Annotated in this window: 15 protein-coding genes; 9 read left to right on the plus strand and 6 right to left on the minus strand. The window is 70.8% G+C overall.

What is annotated here, in order from left to right; all coding sequences use genetic code 11:
- Positions 1 to 133 precede the first annotated feature (133 nt).
- The 5 genes from WMF36_RS44280 (at position 134) to WMF36_RS44300 (ending at position 4,512) form a co-directional block, all read left to right on the plus strand.
- Positions 134 to 685 carry a hypothetical protein gene (locus WMF36_RS44280; protein ID WP_437576886.1) on the plus strand — a complete coding sequence of 184 codons (552 nt, stop codon included), beginning with the start codon at positions 134 to 136 and terminating at the stop codon, positions 683 to 685.
- Positions 686 to 826: 141 nt separating this feature from the next.
- The gene (locus tag WMF36_RS44285; protein WP_437576887.1) at positions 827 to 1,396 is read left to right on the plus strand and encodes a hypothetical protein; all 570 of its coding nucleotides are present in this window, start codon (positions 827 to 829) and stop codon (positions 1,394 to 1,396) included.
- Between the two features lie 54 nt (positions 1,397 to 1,450).
- Complete coding sequence (locus WMF36_RS44290) at positions 1,451 to 2,506, plus strand: AAA family ATPase (protein WP_437576888.1); 1,056 nt, start codon at positions 1,451 to 1,453, stop codon at positions 2,504 to 2,506.
- Positions 2,503 to 3,033: a hypothetical protein gene (locus WMF36_RS44295; protein WP_437576889.1), complete on the plus strand. Its 531-nt coding sequence runs from the start codon at positions 2,503 to 2,505 to the stop codon at positions 3,031 to 3,033. Before WMF36_RS44290 ends, WMF36_RS44295 begins: the two co-directional genes overlap by 4 nt.
- A 270-nt stretch (positions 3,034 to 3,303) precedes the next feature.
- A complete protein-coding gene (locus tag WMF36_RS44300; RefSeq protein ID WP_437576890.1) occupies positions 3,304 to 4,512 on the plus strand; it encodes an STAS domain-containing protein in 1,209 nt (402 codons plus the stop codon).
- A 100-nt stretch (positions 4,513 to 4,612) separates the two neighbouring features.
- Here the strand turns inward: WMF36_RS44300 and WMF36_RS44305 are convergent, their stop codons facing one another.
- Both WMF36_RS44305 and WMF36_RS44310 read right to left on the minus strand, forming a co-directional pair.
- On the minus strand, positions 4,613 to 6,064 hold the full coding sequence (locus WMF36_RS44305; protein ID WP_437576891.1) for a type VI secretion system Vgr family protein: 1,452 nt from the start codon (positions 6,062 to 6,064) through the stop codon (positions 4,613 to 4,615).
- 99 nt (positions 6,065 to 6,163) lie between these two features.
- Positions 6,164 to 7,990, minus strand: coding sequence for a DUF2169 family type VI secretion system accessory protein (locus WMF36_RS44310; RefSeq protein ID WP_437576892.1), 1,827 nt, complete (start codon positions 7,988 to 7,990; stop codon positions 6,164 to 6,166).
- 135 nt (positions 7,991 to 8,125) lie between these two features.
- Here WMF36_RS44310 and WMF36_RS44315 point away from each other — a divergent pair, with 135 nt between their 5' ends.
- Both WMF36_RS44315 and WMF36_RS44320 read left to right on the plus strand, forming a co-directional pair.
- Positions 8,126 to 8,464 carry a hypothetical protein gene (locus WMF36_RS44315; protein WP_437576893.1) on the plus strand — a complete coding sequence of 113 codons (339 nt, stop codon included), beginning with the start codon at positions 8,126 to 8,128 and terminating at the stop codon, positions 8,462 to 8,464.
- A gap of 154 nt (positions 8,465 to 8,618) precedes the next feature.
- Entirely contained in the window at positions 8,619 to 9,644 is a 1,026-nt protein-coding gene (locus WMF36_RS44320) for an aminoglycoside phosphotransferase family protein (protein WP_437576894.1), read from the plus strand.
- A gap of 215 nt (positions 9,645 to 9,859) precedes the next feature.
- Here WMF36_RS44320 and WMF36_RS44325 read toward each other — a convergent pair whose 3' ends face one another.
- Both WMF36_RS44325 and WMF36_RS44330 read right to left on the minus strand, forming a co-directional pair.
- Positions 9,860 to 11,224: a hypothetical protein gene (locus WMF36_RS44325; protein WP_437576895.1), complete on the minus strand. Its 1,365-nt coding sequence runs from the start codon at positions 11,222 to 11,224 to the stop codon at positions 9,860 to 9,862.
- Positions 11,225 to 11,533: 309 nt separating this feature from the next.
- A complete protein-coding gene (locus tag WMF36_RS44330; protein ID WP_437576896.1) occupies positions 11,534 to 13,090 on the minus strand; it encodes a cellulose binding domain-containing protein in 1,557 nt (518 codons plus the stop codon).
- Between the two features lie 625 nt (positions 13,091 to 13,715).
- On the opposite strand from WMF36_RS44330, the gene WMF36_RS44335 reads away from it, so the two are divergent.
- Positions 13,716 to 14,510, plus strand: a complete 795-nt coding sequence (locus WMF36_RS44335; RefSeq protein ID WP_437576897.1) for an ABC transporter ATP-binding protein — start codon at positions 13,716 to 13,718, stop codon at positions 14,508 to 14,510.
- A gap of 115 nt (positions 14,511 to 14,625) precedes the next feature.
- Here the strand turns inward: WMF36_RS44335 and WMF36_RS44340 are convergent, their stop codons facing one another.
- On the minus strand, positions 14,626 to 16,254 hold the full coding sequence (locus tag WMF36_RS44340) for an NAD(P)-binding protein (RefSeq protein WP_437483865.1): 1,629 nt from the start codon (positions 16,252 to 16,254) through the stop codon (positions 14,626 to 14,628).
- Positions 16,251 to 16,946 carry a phosphoribosylglycinamide formyltransferase gene (purN, locus tag WMF36_RS44345; protein WP_437576898.1) on the minus strand — a complete coding sequence of 232 codons (696 nt, stop codon included), beginning with the start codon at positions 16,944 to 16,946 and terminating at the stop codon, positions 16,251 to 16,253. The genes WMF36_RS44340 and purN overlap by 4 nt, the downstream gene beginning before the upstream one ends.
- 186 nt (positions 16,947 to 17,132) lie before the next feature.
- On the opposite strand from purN, the gene WMF36_RS44350 reads away from it, so the two are divergent.
- Entirely contained in the window at positions 17,133 to 17,747 is a 615-nt protein-coding gene (locus WMF36_RS44350) for a Uma2 family endonuclease (RefSeq protein WP_437576899.1), read from the plus strand.
- Positions 17,748 to 17,774 lie beyond the last annotated feature (27 nt).

Here is a 17,774-nt window from a genome sequence, read left to right on the forward strand (position 1 = left end):
TCAGGGCTGCTCGACGCAACCACCACGCCTCGCCGCTGGGCCTTCAGGGCTGCTCGAGGCAACCACCACGCCTCGCCGGCGGGGCTCCGGCATGCTCCTCGCTGCATGCTCGTCTCGCCGCCGAGACGTCAGGATGCTCGCCGTGACCTGTTCGCCTCGCCGCCGGGGCACGAGGGATGCTCGTCGCCACCTCCTCACCTCGCCGGTGGGGCTCCGGCATGCCGGCGAGGACCTCTGGGCTCCTCGCGGGGCCGCCGGCGCCACGCCATCTCGCGGTCAGCTCACCCGAGCGGCACTAAAGCGCAAGAAGATCCTCAAGCAGCACAAGGCCGATCTCGAGCGCTTCCCTGTCGCCGACGGAGAGACGCTCCATGACTGGATCAGCGGCTTCCTCGACGCCGGCGAGCGGCTCCACTCCATGCTCAGCGATCGCGCGGACGTGAAGGAGACCTCACGCAAGGGCGCGGGCGCGCTCCGCGCCGCCACGATAGGCCTCCTCTCCCGCCTGCGGGCGGGCCTCACGGACGAGGTCGAGCACAATTCGAAGCTGCCGTCCGACCTCGATGCCCAGGTGTTCGGCTATCTGGACGAGCTCCATGTCCCCCGTGCCGCCGCGGCCAGGGTGAAGAAGAAGAGGGCGGTGCCGGAGGCGCCCGCGCCGCCTGCGCCGTCCGGCCCGTCCTAGATCGCAATCGACGGAAAGGATGATCCTGCACCCGTCTCAGGTGGAGCAGACGGTCGATCGCGATGAGCGGGACAGGTTCATCAAGGAGCTCTCAGGAGCGCCCTCGCCGAGGTCACGACGCGGACCATCGAGGTCATCGACGTGCTCTGGCTGAAGGGCAACTCCATCGTCGTGGCTCTTGAGGTCGAGTGCACCACGTCGGTCGACTCCGGCCTGCTCCGGATGTCGGATCTCCTGTTCCTCCAGCCGAACCTCGATATCAAGCTATACCTTGTCGCGTCCGAGGAGCGCCGCGACAAGGTCGAGCAGGAAATCCAGCGCCCGACCTTCTCGCTGCGCGAGAAGGTGCTTCCCAAGGTGTGTGGCTTCCTGCCGTTCAACAAGCTGTGCGAAACCGTCGAGGGTATCCGTAAGCTTCAGCTCGCAGCGTCCCTCCAGCCGAATTTCTCGAGAAGGTGGCGGAATACTTCGCTCAGCAACCGGACACCTGACGCTCCGCCGTGCATGGCGGCGCCCGCTCGCGCTATCCTCTTCCTTCCAGCCGGTTCCGGCCTCCGAGAACCTCCCGGCGCCCGACGTGATCGCCGGGGAGATCGTGGAGGACCTGCGGGCCGCCCTGGAGCAGTTCGAGGCGGAGGAGGCCGACCTGAGGGCGCGAGCGTCCGCCGGGAGCACCTCGCCGTGATGAGCCCCCTGCGCGCCGACCTCTGAGCTACCCTGCCGCCGTCGCCGTTCCGCACCATCCACGAGGAGCCGGGGAGAGCCATGAAGGTTCAGCACCTGCACATGAAGCAGTTCAGCGCGTTCGAGGACGTCGAGCTCGCCTTCTCACCGGGCATCAACGTCTTTCTGGGCACCAACGCGACGGGGAAGAGCCACACCATGAAGGCGCTCTACTCCCCGCTCAAGACCCTCGAGCAGGAGGGCTCCGTCATCCCGCTGGATCTGCGACTGCACGAGAAGATGGCCAACGTCTTCAGGCCGGACGACGCGTACATGGGCAGGCTCGTCCACCGCCGCAAGGGCCAGGGCAAGGGGTTCATCACCATCCGAGGCGCGACGGGCGACGTCGCCGTCGTGCTGAACACGAAGGGCAAGCAGCAGGTCGAGGTCAAGAGCGCGACCTGGAAGACCGAGGCGCCTTCCATCTTCCTCCCGACGCGGGAGGTCCTCGCGATGTTCGAAGGATTCATCCCTGCGTACCAGGAGCGCAAGCTCTCGTTCGATGAGACGTACTACGACGCCTGCATCGCGCTCAGCCAGGCGGCGCTCCGCGGACCCCGCTCCGAGGAGGCGAAGGCGCTGATCCAGCCGATCGAGGCCGCGCTCGGCGGCAAGGTCTCCCTCCAGGGCGGGCGCTTCTATCTGCTGCGCAAGGACGGGAGCATGGAGGCGCACCTCGTCGCCGAAGGGCTCCGGAAGATCGCCGGCCTCGCCCACATGGTCTCGAACGGCTCGCTGACGACGAATGGCATCCTCTTCTGGGATGAGCCCGAGGCGAACCTGAACCCGCAGCTCGTCTCGCTGGTCGTCGACATCCTCCTCGAGCTGGGCAAGCGCGGCGTGCAGATCTTCGTGACGACGCACGATTACCTGCTGTCTCACAAGCTGTCGCTCCTCTCCGAGTACCGGAAGCAGCCCGATGTGCCGATCCGGTTCTTCGCGTTCCACCGGAAGGAGGCGCACGGTCCGGCGCTCGTCGATGCCGGTGATACGCTGGCCGATCTGCCGACCAACCCGATCCTCGATGAGTTCTCGCGGCACTACGACTTCGAGCGCAAGCTCTTCGATGAGGCTCCCGAAGAGGGCTCCGCGGCATGAGCTTCGTTCATGACGAGGGCAAGCTCCGGTTCGCCTTCGACGGCGACTGGAAGATCCTGAAATGGGACGACCACGGCGCGTATGTCGGCGGGCTACAAAGGTTTCAGGAGACCAAGGCGGTCGACTTCTTCGGTGTCTATCTCGGTGAGCCTTACTTCATCGAAGTCAAGGACTTCCGCGGTCACCGGATAGAGAACAGAGCCCGCTTGTCGAGCGGGGAGCTCGCCCGAGAAGTCGCGTACAAGGTGCGGGATACGGTCGCGGCCATGGTGTGGGCCTGCGGCCGCTCGCCGCTCGACCGCGGCGAGCTACGTGGCTTCGTGCGGCCGATCCTCGATCGCGCCAAGAAGGTTCCCGTCGTGCTCTGGCTCGAGGAAGAGCGCCCGCCCGAGCCCGCGCTCGCATCAGCGCTTGGCGAGGCCATCAAGCGCGAGCTCACCTGGCTCAATCCGAGGGTCCTGGTCACGTGTCGCTCTCTGGTCCAAGCCGCCCCCGTCCATGGCCTCGTCGTCACGAGCCTATCGTGACCTGAACGCCGGGGCCCCTTCACCACACCTCACACCACCTCTGGGCCGCTCCTGTTCACGTAAGTCGAAGCACCCCCGCTCTCGGCTCACCTCGCTGTGACATCACGCCGCGGTGAGCTGCTCCGCGGTAGCGCCGTACCGCGTAAGCCGGCACGCCAACGCCGCGCGCTTCTCCTCCCAATCGCTCCGTGACAGCCCGGTAGCCCTTCCCCGGTGTGCTTCGTCCACGTAATGTTTCCCCTTCTCTGCACTCGAGGAGATGTGGCACGAATGGAATCTTCCCCCGGCGCGTTGCTCGGCGAGCTGTTCGCCCGTTCTCCCGATCTGCTCTTCATCGCCTCGGCTGACGGAGCGCTGCTCCATGGGAGCGGCGGGTTGCGTGAGGCGCTGGGCCCCGGGGCGGACAGCGGCACGCCCCTCGCGGATCTCGCGCATCCGGACGATCGCGCCGCGCTCTCGGCGGCCTGGTCGGCGCTCCTCGGGTCGGATGAGCCCGTCTCCTTCAGCGTCCGCCTGCGCGACGGCGGCGGGTCCTACCGGCGCCTGACCTGCAGCGCCCGACGGTCGTCCGATCGCAGCGCCGTCCTCGGCTCGCTCCGGGCCGAGCCCGCGGCCGCCGCGGTCGAGCCGGCAGTCGACCAGGAGGAGCTGAAGACGCTCCGGCTCAAGGCGCGCATCCTCGACGGCATCGCCGAGCACGTGGATCCCATGACGGTATGGGCGCTCGACCGCGACGGGATCTACGTCTATCACCAGGGCAAGGCGGTCGCGAAGGCCGGGTTGAAGCCGGGGCAGCACGTCGGGCACAGCTTGCTGGACCTCTATGGGGCCTCCATGGACGCCGCTGAGCTGCGGAAATGGTACGACGGCCAGGTACGCCGCGGTCGCGGCGAGGCGCACGGTGCCGACTGGGACAGCTGGCTCATCCCGCTCCGCAGCGAGCCCGGCGATCGCGTCGACGGCGTGCTCGGGGTCTCGCTCGACGTGTCGGAGTCCAGGCTCGTCGAGAAGGAGCTGCGCGTCCAGCTCGACCAGATCGCCGCGCAGCAGAAGGTGATCCGCGATCTCTCCACACCGATCATCGAGGTCTGGGAAGGCGTGCTCACGCTCCCCATGGTCGGCACGGTCGACAGCGTCCGCACCGCCGAGGTCATGGACAGCTTGCTCCAGCAGATCGTCGAGAAGCGGGCGAGCTTCGCCATTCTCGATCTCACCGGCGTCGAGGTCGTCGACACCAAGGTCGCGAGCCACCTCATCGAGCTCATTACCGCGATCCGGCTCCTCGGCGCGGACGGCATCGTCGCCGGCATCAAGCCGACCGTCGCCCAGACCATGGTCGCCCTCGGGCTCGATCTCTCGCAGCTCAACACGCAGCGCAACCTCCGCGCCGCGCTCAACTACGCCATCCGGACCATGATGCGCGCCAAGGATTCCTCTCTCGCCGCGAGCCCGGCGCCCGGCAAGAAGCCGGCGCCCTGAGGGCGTTACCCTCCGGCAGCACCGCCCCGCCGCCCCGGGCTCGGCGCGGGCGTCACCCCCCGAGCCCGCACGCGCGTCCGCCCGGGGCTCCGCGCGCGGCTCACTCGTCCACGAGATCGAAGACGATGCCGCCCTGGGTCTTGATCCGGTGGGTCGACCGGTTGGCGCTGTTCACCGGAGAGGGCGTCAGCGGGTTGGGCGCGGCGCCCACGATCACCGGCCGATCGGGATCGCCGTTCACGAAGGCGATGAGCACCTCGGTCCCCGGCTTGAGCGGGAAATGCGTGCCGTAGTTCGCGCCGGCGTGGTTCTGGAGCATGCGCACCGGCCTGGACGACACGCCGCCGGCCGCCCCCGTGTCGAACAGGAACCGGATCAGGTACCTGCCCTGATCGTCGATCTGCGCGTCGTTGCCCCCGCCGCCCGGCCCCGCGTCCACCATCCCCGTGACCACGCCGCTGATCCGGGGGATCGGCGTGATGCGCGGCGGCCGATACGTGTTCTTGCTCGGGATCGCCCGGAAGGAGTTCACGTAGCGCTGGGGCGCGTCACCCCCGCCGCGGCCGCCGGCGGCCTGCGTCGCGCGGTGCTCCACCTCGACGAAGAGCAGGTCGAGCGGCTCCAGGTTCGGGTGCTCTTCCAGCATCGACCGCGCGCCCGCGCCGAGCGCGCACACCGCGCTCCTGCCCGTGTAGACGAGCTGCGTCGCCTGCCGCTCCTCGGCCCGGATCTGCGCCAGCTCCTTGCCCTCCCCCGGCGTCTTGTAGTGCCCGCCGAACTCGATCACGCCGCCCGCATACCCGGTGGGCAGGACGTGCTCCGACGTCAGATCGAGCATCGGTTGCCGGTAGTTGTAGTCGCGGGCCACATACACGCTCGGCACGAGCCGCGCCTTCGCCGCGATCTCGAAGACGTCCCGGGTCTCTCCGCGCTCGCGGAAGCGGACGGACTCGGCCCCGGCCGTGGGCTTGAACCCGCTGGCGCTGTCGGTGAAGACCATCGTGTCCTGCCCGTCCTGGTGCTCGAAGAAGAAGCTGATCCCGACGTGCTCGGCCAGGCGGCAGATGAAGGCGAAATCGGTCTCCTGGTACTGCACCACGAACTCCCGCGGCGCGTAGGTGCCCATCAGCCTGAAATCCACGTCGCTCCCGCTCAGGCCCACGAGCTCGAGCTTCTGCTGGATGAGCTCCGGCACGGCCTTGTGCATCGAGATCTCCGTGGTCTCGACCAGCGTCAGCCGGTGGGCGCGCGGGACGATGTGCAGCCGGTACGCGCGGTGATCGAGCAGCGTGGCGAGGTGATCGTGCACCTCGGCGACCATGCCGTGGATGCGCCGCAGCTCGACCCCGTTCTGCTCGAAGACGATCGCGACAGGCTCGCCGGTGAAGGTCTGCCCGTCGACCGCGGCCTCGTTCGGACAGGCGACCTCGACGTCGAACGCGAAGAGCTGCGAGATGGCCTCGCGGCCCGACAGGCTGTTGAGCTGGAGGACGTCGGACGAGAAGCCGGCGAGCTCGAGTCGAATGTCTAGCGAATCGGATTGAGTGGTCATCGTCGCAGCTCCATCCATCGTGCTGTGGGAGTGGATCTCCCGCCTCAGGGCGCCCCGCGCCGGGGCGTCCGGCGCGCTCGGCGAGCCCTCGTTCGCGAGCTATCGTTTGCGGTCGAACCGTTCGTAAAGGCTCCTTCTCAATGAAGGTGACGGGGTGGGCAGCGCCGGGCGCTCCGGCGGAGGAGGCGGCGGCGGCCGGGGCGGCGGGGCCGCCGGCGGCTCGTCCGGCTCGAAGGACCGCGCCGGCGAGGCGCTGATCTCGGGCCTCGGCGGCGGAGGAGGCGGCGGCTCCGGCGGCGCGGGCTCCGGCGCCAGCGCGGGCTCCGGCGCCAGCGCGGGCTCCGGCGCCAGCGCGATCTCCGCTGCTTCCATGCGCGCGGGCGCGGGCTCCAGGTCGACCGCCGGCGCCGCGGGGCCGGAGCTCCCGGGCGCGCCGGCGCGCGAGTCCCAGTCGTCCTCGAACGAGAGCGCGAGCGTGCCCGAGCTCATGCGCTCATCGGCCGTGATCGGCTCACGGTCGATCCTCGACGGAGGCAGCGCGGCGCCCGGAGGCGCCGGCTGGAACGGCAGCGCAGGCTGGTCCGCCGCGCTGTCGTCCTGACCGGGCAGCAAGGCCAGCGTCGCGGCAGGAGCCCCCTCCGGGCCTTCCGCCGAGGAGAGCGAGAGCGTCCCGGTGTCGAACCGGGGCGCCGGCGCCCCCGCGCCCGCCGCGTGCACGGCGATGTCGCCGGGAGGAGGCCCGGGACGAAACGGCGTCGCCGCCCGGACGAAGGCAGCCACCGCCGCACCGCCGTCCGAGAGGCTCATCGTGCGCGCCCCGGCGGGCGGAGCGGTCTGGGTCGCGCCGAGGCCGCCGGTGTCGTCGCCGTCGCCGCCCGCGCCCTGCGCGCGGCCAGCCGCGTCGCCCGCCCGGGCGGCGACGGCGCCCCCGGCGCCCATGTCGGCCGGCCTCTCGGGCCACTCGAGCGGCTCTCCGGGGAGCTCGACCCCCGCCACGATGGAGGCCGCCGCGAGCGCAGCCTCGTCGGGCACGGCGAAGCTGCCCCGGAAGACGAGGGTGCACCGCTGCTCGTCGCCGTCGATGCGCAGCGTGTCCGCGCTCAGATCGAGCGGGGTACCCTCGCTCACGCCGAAGGCCGAGAGGCCGTGAATGCGCGCGCGGCCGCGCGCCTCGGGCAGCCGCGTCCGGAGGCGCGGCAGCGTGGGGTGCAGCCCCTGGAGCTCGATCCACTCCCCGCCGCGCAGGGTGCGCACCCGCTGATCGGGCGGCGCCGCCTGGTAATACGCCCACGCGAAGGCGTCGGGGATCTCGGCGATGGCGGCCTCGAGCGCCTTGCGCGGGGTGGCGCCGAGCAGCCGCTTGCGCGCCGGCCAGGCGCGCGCGATCGGGCCGAAGCCGGCCGCGCGCGCCGGCTGGAGAGGATCGATGACGTTCGCCTCGGGATCGGACGGGTCGCCCGTGGCCCGCACGCCGAGGAAGTTCTCCTGATCGTTCTCCCCGCGGAGCGCCCGCTCGTACACGAGCGGCATCCGCTGGAACCCGGCCCTGTCCTGGACGAGGAGCTCCTTGTCAAGGAGGACCTCGCTCTCGTCGGAGATCGTGAGTCGCACAGGCAGGGAGTGCACCGGCGCGCCGGGCGGCGGCGCGTGGGCGTGACCCGTGAAGAGCACGTCGGCGTGATCCAGGTGCGGGGCCAGATCGCTCGTGAGCCGGACGCTCCGCCCCGGGTTGTTGCCGTGATGCACCTCCCCGGCGAGGATCTTCTGCGGCTCGACCCTCGGCATCTCGGCGTCCTCCGCGAAGGCGAAGGTGGCCTTGACGATCACGGTGATGCGGAGCTCGCCCCGGCACCGCCAGGCCACCGAGGTCGCTGCTGCTCCGTTCAGCGGCGTGACCCTCTCCGGCGCGGTCGTGCTGTTCGCCATTGCGCCGGTTTATAGCACAGCCGCCGTCACGACCCCGACCGATCGCGCGCCGCGCGGCCGCATCCAGCCCATCTGCCGAGACGGCGGAGCGCAACAACTTGCCGCCGCACGGTGACCATGGCACCCACGGCAATCATGAAGCTGGCTGGAACCGCTCGTGCGGTGGCATCGGCGCTCGCCGTCCTCGTCATGATTGGCTCGTTCGGCTGCGACACGGTGGCCACGCTCGTGGCGCCCGCAGTCCCGGTGGTCATCGAGAAGGCGACCGCGCCCGGGGAGCCGGCGGCGCCCGAGGATCCGGCCGCGCCCGAGCCGCCCGAGAGCCGGAAATGCTGCTTCCGGAGCGGCGAGAGCGTCGCGAAGGTGTGCGAGAGCCAGGAGCGCTGCTGTTCGGGCAGGTACGATCGCAGCGCGTGCGAGGATTCGGGCGGGCTCTGGTTCCAGAGCGCCGACGGCTGCGCCGGCGCCTGCTGAGGCGCGCGGGGGCGGTCACGTCGCGGCGCCGGGGGTGATCGCGCCGTGCGCCGGGGGTGACTGCGCCGTGCGCCGGGGGTGACTGCGCCGTGCGCCGGGGGTGATTGCGCCGTGAAGGCTGGCGCTCGTGTCGCCTGCCGGCGTACGAAGGGGCGTGCGCGAGCTCGACCCCGACGCCCTGCTCCGGCTCGTCCAGCGGGCCACGGGCCATGCGCCCTCGTCGCTGGTCCCGCTGCGCGGCGGCGTGTCGGGCCGGCGTTACCTGCGCGTCGTCACGCCGGCCGGCACGGCGGTCGCGATGTTCGCGCCGAGCGAGGAGGGGGAGGGCACGGCGGCCGGCGCCGCTGCTCCGCGGTGGCCGTTCGTGGAGGTGCACGCGCTGCTGCGCGAGCGCGGCGTCCGGGTGCCGGCGCTGCTCGCGGAGGACTGCGAGCGCGGCCTGCTCCTCCTCGAGGACCTCGGGGACCGGACGCTCTCGGCCTTCGTCGAGCGCGAGCCCGCCCGTCGCGCCGAGGTCTACGCCCTGGCGGTGCGCGATCTCGCCCGGGCGCAGCGGGCGCTCGCGGCGCTCCCGCGCGGCTCGACCGTCGACGCCTGCGCGCTCGACGCGACGCTGCTGCGCTGGGAGCTCGACCATTTCCGCGCGTGGGCGCTCGACGCGCGCGGGCTCCGGCTCGACGACGCCGCGCGGACCGAGTTCGACGCGCTCGCGGATCGCCTCGCCCGGCGCATCGCCGTGTTGCCGCGGGGCTTCGTCCACCGCGACTTCCAGAGCCGCAACCTGATGATCGTGGGCGCGCCGGGCGGGGGCCTCGAGGTCGCCTGGCTCGACTTCCAGGACGCCCTCCTCGGCCCGCGCGTCTACGATCTGGCGACGCTCCTCAACGACAGCTTCCAGGACCTCGAAAGGCCGTTCGTCGAGGCGCGGCTCGACGACTACGCGGCGGCCGCCTCGCTCGATCGGCCGGCGCGCGACGCGCTCGGCCGGGAGTTCGAGCTGGTCACGGTCCAGCGCAAGCTCAAGGACGCCGGGCGCTTCGTCTTCATCGACCGCATCGGCGCGGATCCGAGCTACCTGCGCTACGTCGAGCCCGCGCTGGCGAGGGCGCGCGCGGCGCTCTCGCGGCTCGGCGACGATGGGGACATGCGCGCGCTGGCGCGGCTCATCGCGGCGGCGTGAGGGGAGAGTTGAACGCAAAGGCGCAAAGGCGCAAAGGCGCAAAAAGACGGGAGTGAGGGCGATGAGATGCCAGGGTTGTGGATGCGGCGTTCGAGGGCGCCGCCCCCTGTTTCTCTTGTCTTTTTTGCGCCTTTGCGCCTTTGCGCCTTTGCGTTGAAATCTGATGTTCGCGGTCGCCGCCCGGCTGTAACCTCGGCCCTCGAGAATCGTCCGGCTCAGAGGTCCGATTCCTCGAGGAAGCGCTGGAGGAACGTGACCGCGCTCGGCTCTCCGGCTCTCGGAAGGCCGCCGAACACCGCGAACTGGTGCCATACCCAGTCGGCGTTCAGATAGGCGTCCTTCTCGCTCTCCTCGAGCGAGGAGCACACGTGATCCCAGCGGGGGCTCACCCCGGGGAGATAGCCGCTCTTGTCGGGCGGCAGGCTCGAGAGGCGCGCCACGTCCGCGTTGCCCGAAAGCCTCCGCCGGATCGCCGCGTTCGCGTCGAGCTGGTGCCCGCCGGTCATCCGCAGCCGGCGGGAGGCGTCGCCGCTGTACCAGCGGAGGAGCGTGGCCTCGCTCCTGGCGATGCCGCGGGCGTCGAACGCGAACACCTCGCTCACCCGTCCCAGGTTGGCGGCCAGCGCCTGCCACAGGGGTAGCCCGCCGGCGCTGAAGCCCGCGAGCCCCAGCTTCCCGAGCCGCGCCCCGCCCGGTCCGATCCCGATCTTCTGCGCGCCCCCCAGGAAGCGGAGCGCCGCCTCGGCGAGGCCGGGCAGGCTCGCGATCGTCGCGGCGCCGAAGCTCGTCCCGCTCGGCCACGGGTGCAGCATGACCACCGCCTTGCCGCTCGCGGCGAGCGCCTCCTCGAAGCCGCAGCGGAGATACACCCAGCGGGACTGATCGCGCGGATCGCGCGAGAACACGTCGCGCGCCCAGAAAGAGGCGTCCGGATCCGGGTCGGGCCCGAGCAGGTATCGATTCAGCCCGAACATCTCGTGGCGCTGGTCGACCCGGGTATAGGCGTACCCTTCCGGCCGGTAGAACACGAGGGCCGAGATCCCGCCGTCCGGCGGCGCCTTGCAGGCCTCCGGGATGCTCGCGAACCAGATCTTCGGCTCTCCCGCGGTGGCGCCGAGGGCCACGAGCTCGGTGCCGGGCTGGTGCTCGCGCTGGTACTCGTCCGTGTACCTCGCGTAGGCCATCCAGAACGGGGTGATATCGACGAAATCGGTCCTGATCTGCGCGAGCGCGAGGCCCGGCGTCGACTTCACGTCGACGAGCGGGTGCGCTTGTCCGAGCGTCGGGTCCGGGGCGGGGCCGAGCGACGTCCCCCCGCCGGCGACGTCGAAGGACTGCTCGACCGACAGGACCTCTTCCTGCAGGGCGGGGACGTCCTCGAAGGCGTTGAAGGCCGCAGAGAAGCGCGCCTTGAGCGCGACGCGCTCCGCGCCGGCCGGGATCGCGAACTCGCGCAGCCCCGGGCCCGCGGCGGCGAGGGGCAGCGGCGCGTCGTCGGCCGTCGCCTGCACCTCGGAGAGCGCATCCGGCAGCAGCGGGCTGCCCGCGTTGCGCCAGGTGACCCGGAGCGTCAGCGGCATGCGGCGCTCCGGACCGGACGACGCGCGCGCTGCGCGGCGGCGTGGATCAAGCGGAACCGGCCGTCGCCGGCGGGGGAGGGAGCGCTGCGAGACGGGGGCACGGTGCGCCCACGATATCAAACGGCGCGGGATGCGGGGAAGATACGGGAGGCGGCAGAGAGCAACGGGAAGCGGGGGTAGAGAGGCTGACCCCGAGGACGTCCTCGCATTTTCCGAGCGTCGCTCGGCTCATGTACGCGAGCAGAGGCGTCGCGCGGCCTTGAGTCCCTTCTCGCCTCCTCGGCCGCGCGTCGCCCGATTCTCGGGCTGTCAGCGATTCACGCAGAATCCGAAGCTGGTGTTGGATCCGCGCGCGAGCTTGGCGTTCCACTCCAGTCCGACGAACGTGAAGCTGGTGCCCTCCACAGCGTCTTTGGCGCTCCAGCGATTGTAGATTGTGCCGTCCTTCGGCACGTAGAGCTTCCAGGTGACGTCGCGGGTATCCTTGTTCGTCAGCGCGACGTTCTTGCAGTAGCCGGTCGGCCACGAGGAGGACGTGGTGATGGCGACGTCGACATTGCCGCCCTCCACGCGCACGCCAGTCTCGGTGCCGCCGCCGCCGCTGCCGCCGGAGCCGCCGGAGCCGCCGGAGCCGCCGGAGCCGCCGCCGCTGCTGCTGCTGCTCGTGGTCGTCGAGCTGCTGCTGGAGCTGCTGGAGCTGCTGGAGCTGCTGGAGCTGCTGCTGCTGGAACTGCTGCTGGAGCTGCTGCTGCTGGAGCTGCCGCCCTTCACGCGGGCGATGAAGCTGTCGTAGCCGGAGACGTCGCCCGTCTGCGACAGCATGACGATCGCGACGCCCATGTCGACGGCCTTGGCGACGTTGCTCTCGTTGAGCCAGGTGGAGTCGACGTTGATCGGGCCGCCGCCGAACGTGTACGCGTCGACGATGACGAGCGGCAGGCTGAGCGCGCGCGTGATGTCGCGGTAAGTGAAGTTGTCGATCTTGCCTTCGGTGAACGGGAACTGCTTGCCGGTGAGGCCGACGTACTTGACCACGCTGCGGTCCCAGCCGTCGTAGAAGTCGCCGACCGAGGACGCCCACCGGGTGGCCGACGGGCTGAACCACGGGCTGAAGTCGATGACCACCTTGCACGAGGGGCAGCCCGACTTGATGGCGCCGAGGATCTGGTTGATGTAGTCGTCGGACTCCGTCTCCGTGAGCGCGTTCTGCTGCGCCGTCTGCGAGAACTGGTACCAGTCCGGCTCGATGTGGATCAGCGGCTCGACCGACCTCCCGCCGAGGGCCGTGTTGATCCCCTGCGCCGCCTGCTTGTACTTGGTCACCATCGCGCCGATGTTGGAGCGCACGTACGCCGCGCCCCGCTGGCACAGCGGCGCGCCGGCGTCGCCGTCGCAGTCGCGGTCGGACCCGAGCCCCTTCTTGGTCATGTCCGTGGCGATGTAGCCGAAGAAGTACGGCGTCTTACCCTTGCTGACGATCTGCGAGAGCTTGCTCTGATGTGTGTTGGTGAAGCCGCCCGACATCAACCAGTCGCCGACGGCGACCACATCGACATTCGCCGGCCCGGACTGGGGCGGCGACCAGGTCTGGCTCCACTGGGGAGCGACGCCGAAGCGCATCTGCGATGCCGCTGCGGCCGCCGCTGCCTCATCGGCGAAAATCTCGTTCTCTTCCGAGCCGCTGGAGCCGTCGTCCGCGACGACGATGCACCCGCCGAGAACGGCGAGCACGCACGACACCGCCCCAGCACCGAAAAGCGAACCCTTGATCTTCGTCATTATATCAATCTCCAAGTGGCCGAGCGGCTCGGCGCCGCGTCGGATTTTTTCACTCCCGAGTGCCAGCATCAGCTTGGCGCGGGGCACTTGTTGAAGGTGCTCAGGGTAACTGCAACGGCCGGGCCATCGTCTCTCGAGATCGGCAAATGCCGATTCATGGGCAGATTTTCGACGGTGCTTGTCTGCGAGAAGATGGTGAGTGACCGATGGAGTGGATCGCCGAACCGGGGCACGGGTGATCCACCACGGATCACCCGATTCCACCGCCAAAAATATAGGAAAACGGAGGGAAAACTTGGGGCGAGGCGCGGGCAAGATGTGGCCGAAACGCTGAATGCGCGCATCGGGGATCACGAGTCATGCGCTCGCCGTGATTCACGCTCGCGAGCGCCCGCCGACTCACCGGGCCACGAGCGAATCTCGCGCAGCAAGAGCAGCAAGAGCAACGAGAGCAACGAGAGCAGAAACTTCCGCGATGCAAGCCTGTCTGGCGCAGCCTGGTAAGAAAAATCGAGCGCGGGAAGCCCGAAGCCTGAGCCGCATGAGGCACGAAGGCACGACGCGCTGTCCGACATGCCCCGACATGCGAGGCCATGTGCTGATTGTCAAAAGTGCTTGAATCGCTGGCTTCGATGACTAGGATGTATGTCTTTTATCCAGCGGAGCGCTCCAGTAGTCTGCGTCGCATGTACGCGAACTGTGGAGTGAAGCGATGAGCTCGCCCGCGCTCATCGAGATCGAGGACGCCGAGGTGTACCGCGGCGATACGCGCGTCTTCGAGGGGCTGTCGCTGCGCATCGAGCAGGGGGAGAGCACCGCGATCCTCGGGCCCAACGGGGCCGGGAAGTCGACGTTGCTCAGGCTGCTCTCGCGGGAGATCTACCCGGTCCACCGCGAGGGCTCGGGTGTGCGGATCCTCGGGCGCGAGAGGTGGGATGTCTTCGCGCTCCGGCGCCGGCTGGGGCTCGTGTCGTACGAGCTCCAGATGGCCTATCCGCGGGAGGTGCGGGGCCTCGACGTGGTGCTCTCCGGCTTCTTCGCGAGCGCCGGGCTGCACGAGCACGAGCCGCCGACGACCGCGCAGCGCGGGCGGGCCGAGGCGGTGCTCCGCGACCTCGGCGTCGCGCACCTCGGTGACAAGCCGATCGCGGAGATGTCCGCCGGCGAGCAGCGGCGCTGCCTGCTCGGGCGCGCGCTCGTACACGACCCGGAGGCGCTGGTGCTCGACGAGCCGACGACGAGCCTCGATCTGAAGGCCGCGTTCGAGCTCGTCGACCTGCTCAGGCGCCTCGTGCGGCACGGCAAGACGCTGATCCTGGTGACGCACCACGTGCACGAGATCCCGCCGGAGATCGAGCGGGTCGTCCTGCTCAGGAAAGGCCGCGTCTTCGCCGACGGCCCGAAGCGCGAGGCGCTGACCGACGACAACCTGTCGCGCCTGTTCGACGTGCCGCTCTCCGTGGTCGAGCGCGACGGATTCTTCCAGGTATTTCCCCGATCCTCCTGAGATACGAAGCCACAGAGACATCGAGTCTCGCCTCGATCCGCTGTGCTCCTCCTCTGTGCCTCTGTGGCTCCTTCTCTCTCTACAGGAAGCCAGGGACAGCCCGGGCGACGCGGCGCTATCCGATCTCCACCTTGCTCCACATGTCTCGCCGCATCCGCTCCTTCCGCCGGTCGGTCCGGGTCACGAGCCGCGCCGCGCCCCAGGCGGCGAGCAGCTGGCCCTCCTGGCCGAGGCCGGGCAGCACGCTGCGGCCGACGAGCAGCGTCCGCTCGATGGGACCGCGGATCGGCTCGCCCGCCAGCCCGAGGTAGCCGGGCGGGTCGACCTCGAGCTGGCGCACCATCGGCTCCGCGCCCGGGGCGGCGCCCTTCAGCAGGGCCCGCTCGACCAGGCGGCGGCGCTGGCCGTCGTAGAGCCACACGGGCAGGCCGTCGTGCACCGAGTCGACAACGACGAGGTGGCGCTCGAGGAAGGGGAGCTCGGCCGTGAGCGCGTCGAGCACCGCCTGGCGCGCCTCGAGCAATGACAGCGGGCTCCGGTCGGCGAGCAGGATCTCCGCCACGAGCAGCGTGTCGGTCGAGGGCGGCGGGAGATCGCAGCGCTGGAGGTGAATCACGGGGCGCCCAGGCCCGGCCGGCCGCGTGGGGCGCGGCGAGCTCGGCCGCCCCCCGGAGGCGTCGCCCGGCGCGCGCGGGGGCGGCGGCACGAGCGAGCGGCCGGCGGGCACGGACTGGAAGGGGAGCAGGAGCGTCTCGGGGCCGAGCGGCTCGGGCAAGCCCTCGCGGCGCACGATGAGCGACACGACGAAGCGGCCGACCGAGGAGGTGATGCGGGGCCACTCGCGCAGCGCGCGCTTGTGGATGCCCTCGCCGCCCGAGAGGCTCGCGAGCGTCTCGCCGTCCATGTCGGTGATCACGAAGCTGCTGCCGTTCGGGTGATCGTCGCCGTCGAGGAGGACCCCCGCCGCGGTGCCGCGGCGGACGTGGACCGACGCGGCGCGCTCGTCGAGGAGACAGCGGCCGCCGTGGGCGAGGATGCGCTCGACGAGGAACTCCTCGATCTCCTCCTCGCCGCGCGGGACCATCATCAGCCCGCGCGTCCACGCCCCGTGCAGGCGCGCCACCGCGAAGGGGGGCGGGAGCGCCGAGAGATCCGTGGCGAAGAGGACGGACTGCGTGACGATCGAGCGGAACAGGTGGCCGCGCGGGAACTCGACGAGCAGGTCGGCGTCGGGCTCGGCGCGCGCGTAGGGGAGCATGGCGGCGTAGCGCGCGGTCTCGCGCCGCTCCCAGAACGTGCCCGGCGGCCAGAGGGCGTCGTGCGAGAACGCGTCGTCGGCGGCGCCGTTGACGTGGGCGAGCTCGGCGTAGAGCTCGTCGACGACGCGCCGGAGCTCGGGGAACTCACGGTCGATCTCGCGGCCGAAGAGGACCATGTCGGGCGGCACGTCGAGGCGCCGGCGCGGCGCGACGACCTGCAGCATGGGCATGGCCGGGACGATGCGGCGCTTCCAGGTCTGCGACTGGGCGAGCTCGACGAGGAAGCGGCGCCACGCCGGCGAGGGCTCGGCGAGCATGGTGAAGGCGCGCCGGCGGAGGACGTGCTGGTCGAGGCGGTAGGTGGGCGGTCGCTCGCCGTGCCCGACGACCATCACCGTGAAGTCGCGCCGCGCGAGGAGCGCCGCCGCGGTGAGCGCGCCGATGGAGCGGCCGAGGACGATGACGTCGTAGTGCTTGTGGATCACGCCCCTTCCCCGACCGGCTCGGGCGCGCGGCCGCCCTGAGCGAGCCCGAGCGCGGTGTCGACGCCGGCGATCGTCGCGCGCGCCCGCCCGCCGGGCGCGGCGGACGGCGCGATCTGGAGGCGCCCCTCGGCGAGCCACGAGAGCGCGCGGACGAGCAGGGCGTGCTCCTGGACGAGGATGCGCGCGGCGAGGGCGTCGCGGTCGTCCCCCTCGAGGACGGGGACGGCGGCCTGCGCGAGGATGGGCCCGGTGTCGGTGCCGGCGTCCACGAGGTGGACGGTGCAGCCGGTGATGCGCACGCCGTGATCGAGCGCCTGCTGCTGGGCGTCCACGCCGGGGAAGGAGGGCAGGAGCGAGGGGTGGATGTTGACGACCCGGTGCGGGAAGGCGTCGAGGAAGGTCGTCGTGAGCAGGCGCATGAAGCCGGCGAGGACGACCCAGGTCGCGCCCGCCTCGCGGAGGGCCGCGACGGCGGCGGTGTCGAAGCCGTCGCGATCGGCGAACTCCTGGTGCGGGAGGACGCGCGTCGGGATGCCGGCGCGCTCGGCGCGCGCGAGGCCCTCCACGCCCGGCCGGTTGGAGATGACGAGCCGCACGCGGGCGTCGAGGCGGCCGGCGGCGATCGCGTCGAGGATCGCCTGGAGGTTGGAGCCGCGGCCGGAGATGAGGACGCCGAGATCGAGGGAGGGCATGGGGGGCAGATACTACGGCCGGGGCGGGCGCGGGAGAGATCCGGGGCGGCAGCGGCCGTCCGGCTCCGGAGCGGGGCCCACCCGGAGCCACGGCGCGCTGCCCGTCGCGCGACCGGCGCGAGAGCGCCGCGTTTCAGCCCGCGGAGCGTCGCTTGCCGCCTCGCCGCGCCCGCCTATGCTCAGCGCATGGTCGCCGTCGCCCCGCTGCCCGCGCCCTCGACGCCCCCGTCCGGCCAGGGCGAGCAACGCTTCGTGATGCCCAACGTCTCCTGGGACGAGTACGTCGCGCTGCGCAAGCTGCTCGACGATCACCCAGGGCTGCGGATGACCTACTGCGAAGGGGTGCTGGAGCTCATGAGCCCGTCGGCCGACCACGAGGATGTCAAGAAGTGCATCGCGCGCCTCGTCGAGCTGTGGGCGCTCGCGCGCCGCGTTCGCGTCTACGGCTACGGCTCGACCACGTATCGCCGCAAGGCGAGGCAGCGCGGCCTGGAGCCCGACGAGTGCTACTGCGTCGGCAAGGTGAACAAGAAGCGGCCCGATATCGCGATCGAGGTGTTCATCACGAGCGGCGGCATCGACAAGCTCGACGTCTACCGCGGGCTCGAGGTGCCCGAGGTGTGGATCTGGAAGGACGGACGTATCTCGGTCCACCTGCTGGGGGAGGGCGGCTACGAGCAGGTCGAGCGGAGCGGGATGCTCCCCGAGCTCGATCTGGGAGAGCTCTCGGAGTGCGCGCGGATCCCTGATCAGGCCGACGCGGTCGACGCCTACTGGGAACGGTTGACGCCGAGGGGTTGAGCGGCAAGGGCTGCCTCGCCCGGGGCC

It is taken from the genome of Sorangium sp. So ce887, from assembly GCF_051521455.1.
In the GTDB taxonomy this organism is placed as follows: domain Bacteria; phylum Myxococcota_A; class Polyangia; order Polyangiales; family Polyangiaceae; genus Sorangium.

Bases quoted from the DNA above. Each gene is read 5' to 3' on its own strand.
- WMF36_RS44335 (WP_437576897.1), top strand. From the start codon at position 13,716: ATGAGCTCGCCCGCGCTCATCGAGATCGAGGACGCCGAGGTGTACCGC.
- purN (WP_437576898.1), bottom strand. From the start codon at position 16,946: ATGCCCTCCCTCGATCTCGGCGTCCTCATCTCCGGCCGCGGCTCCAAC.
- WMF36_RS44290 (WP_437576888.1), top strand. From the start codon at position 1,451: ATGAAGGTTCAGCACCTGCACATGAAGCAGTTCAGCGCGTTCGAGGAC.
- WMF36_RS44310 (WP_437576892.1), bottom strand. From the start codon at position 7,990: ATGGCGAACAGCACGACCGCGCCGGAGAGGGTCACGCCGCTGAACGGA.
- WMF36_RS44305 (WP_437576891.1), bottom strand. From the start codon at position 6,064: ATGACCACTCAATCCGATTCGCTAGACATTCGACTCGAGCTCGCCGGC.
- WMF36_RS44350 (WP_437576899.1), top strand. From the start codon at position 17,133: ATGGTCGCCGTCGCCCCGCTGCCCGCGCCCTCGACGCCCCCGTCCGGC.
- WMF36_RS44300 (WP_437576890.1), top strand. From the start codon at position 3,304: ATGGAATCTTCCCCCGGCGCGTTGCTCGGCGAGCTGTTCGCCCGTTCT.
- WMF36_RS44295 (WP_437576889.1), top strand. From the start codon at position 2,503: ATGAGCTTCGTTCATGACGAGGGCAAGCTCCGGTTCGCCTTCGACGGC.
- WMF36_RS44325 (WP_437576895.1), bottom strand. From the start codon at position 11,224: ATGCCGCTGACGCTCCGGGTCACCTGGCGCAACGCGGGCAGCCCGCTG.
- WMF36_RS44315 (WP_437576893.1), top strand. From the start codon at position 8,126: ATGAAGCTGGCTGGAACCGCTCGTGCGGTGGCATCGGCGCTCGCCGTC.
- WMF36_RS44280 (WP_437576886.1), top strand. From the start codon at position 134: ATGCTCGCCGTGACCTGTTCGCCTCGCCGCCGGGGCACGAGGGATGCT.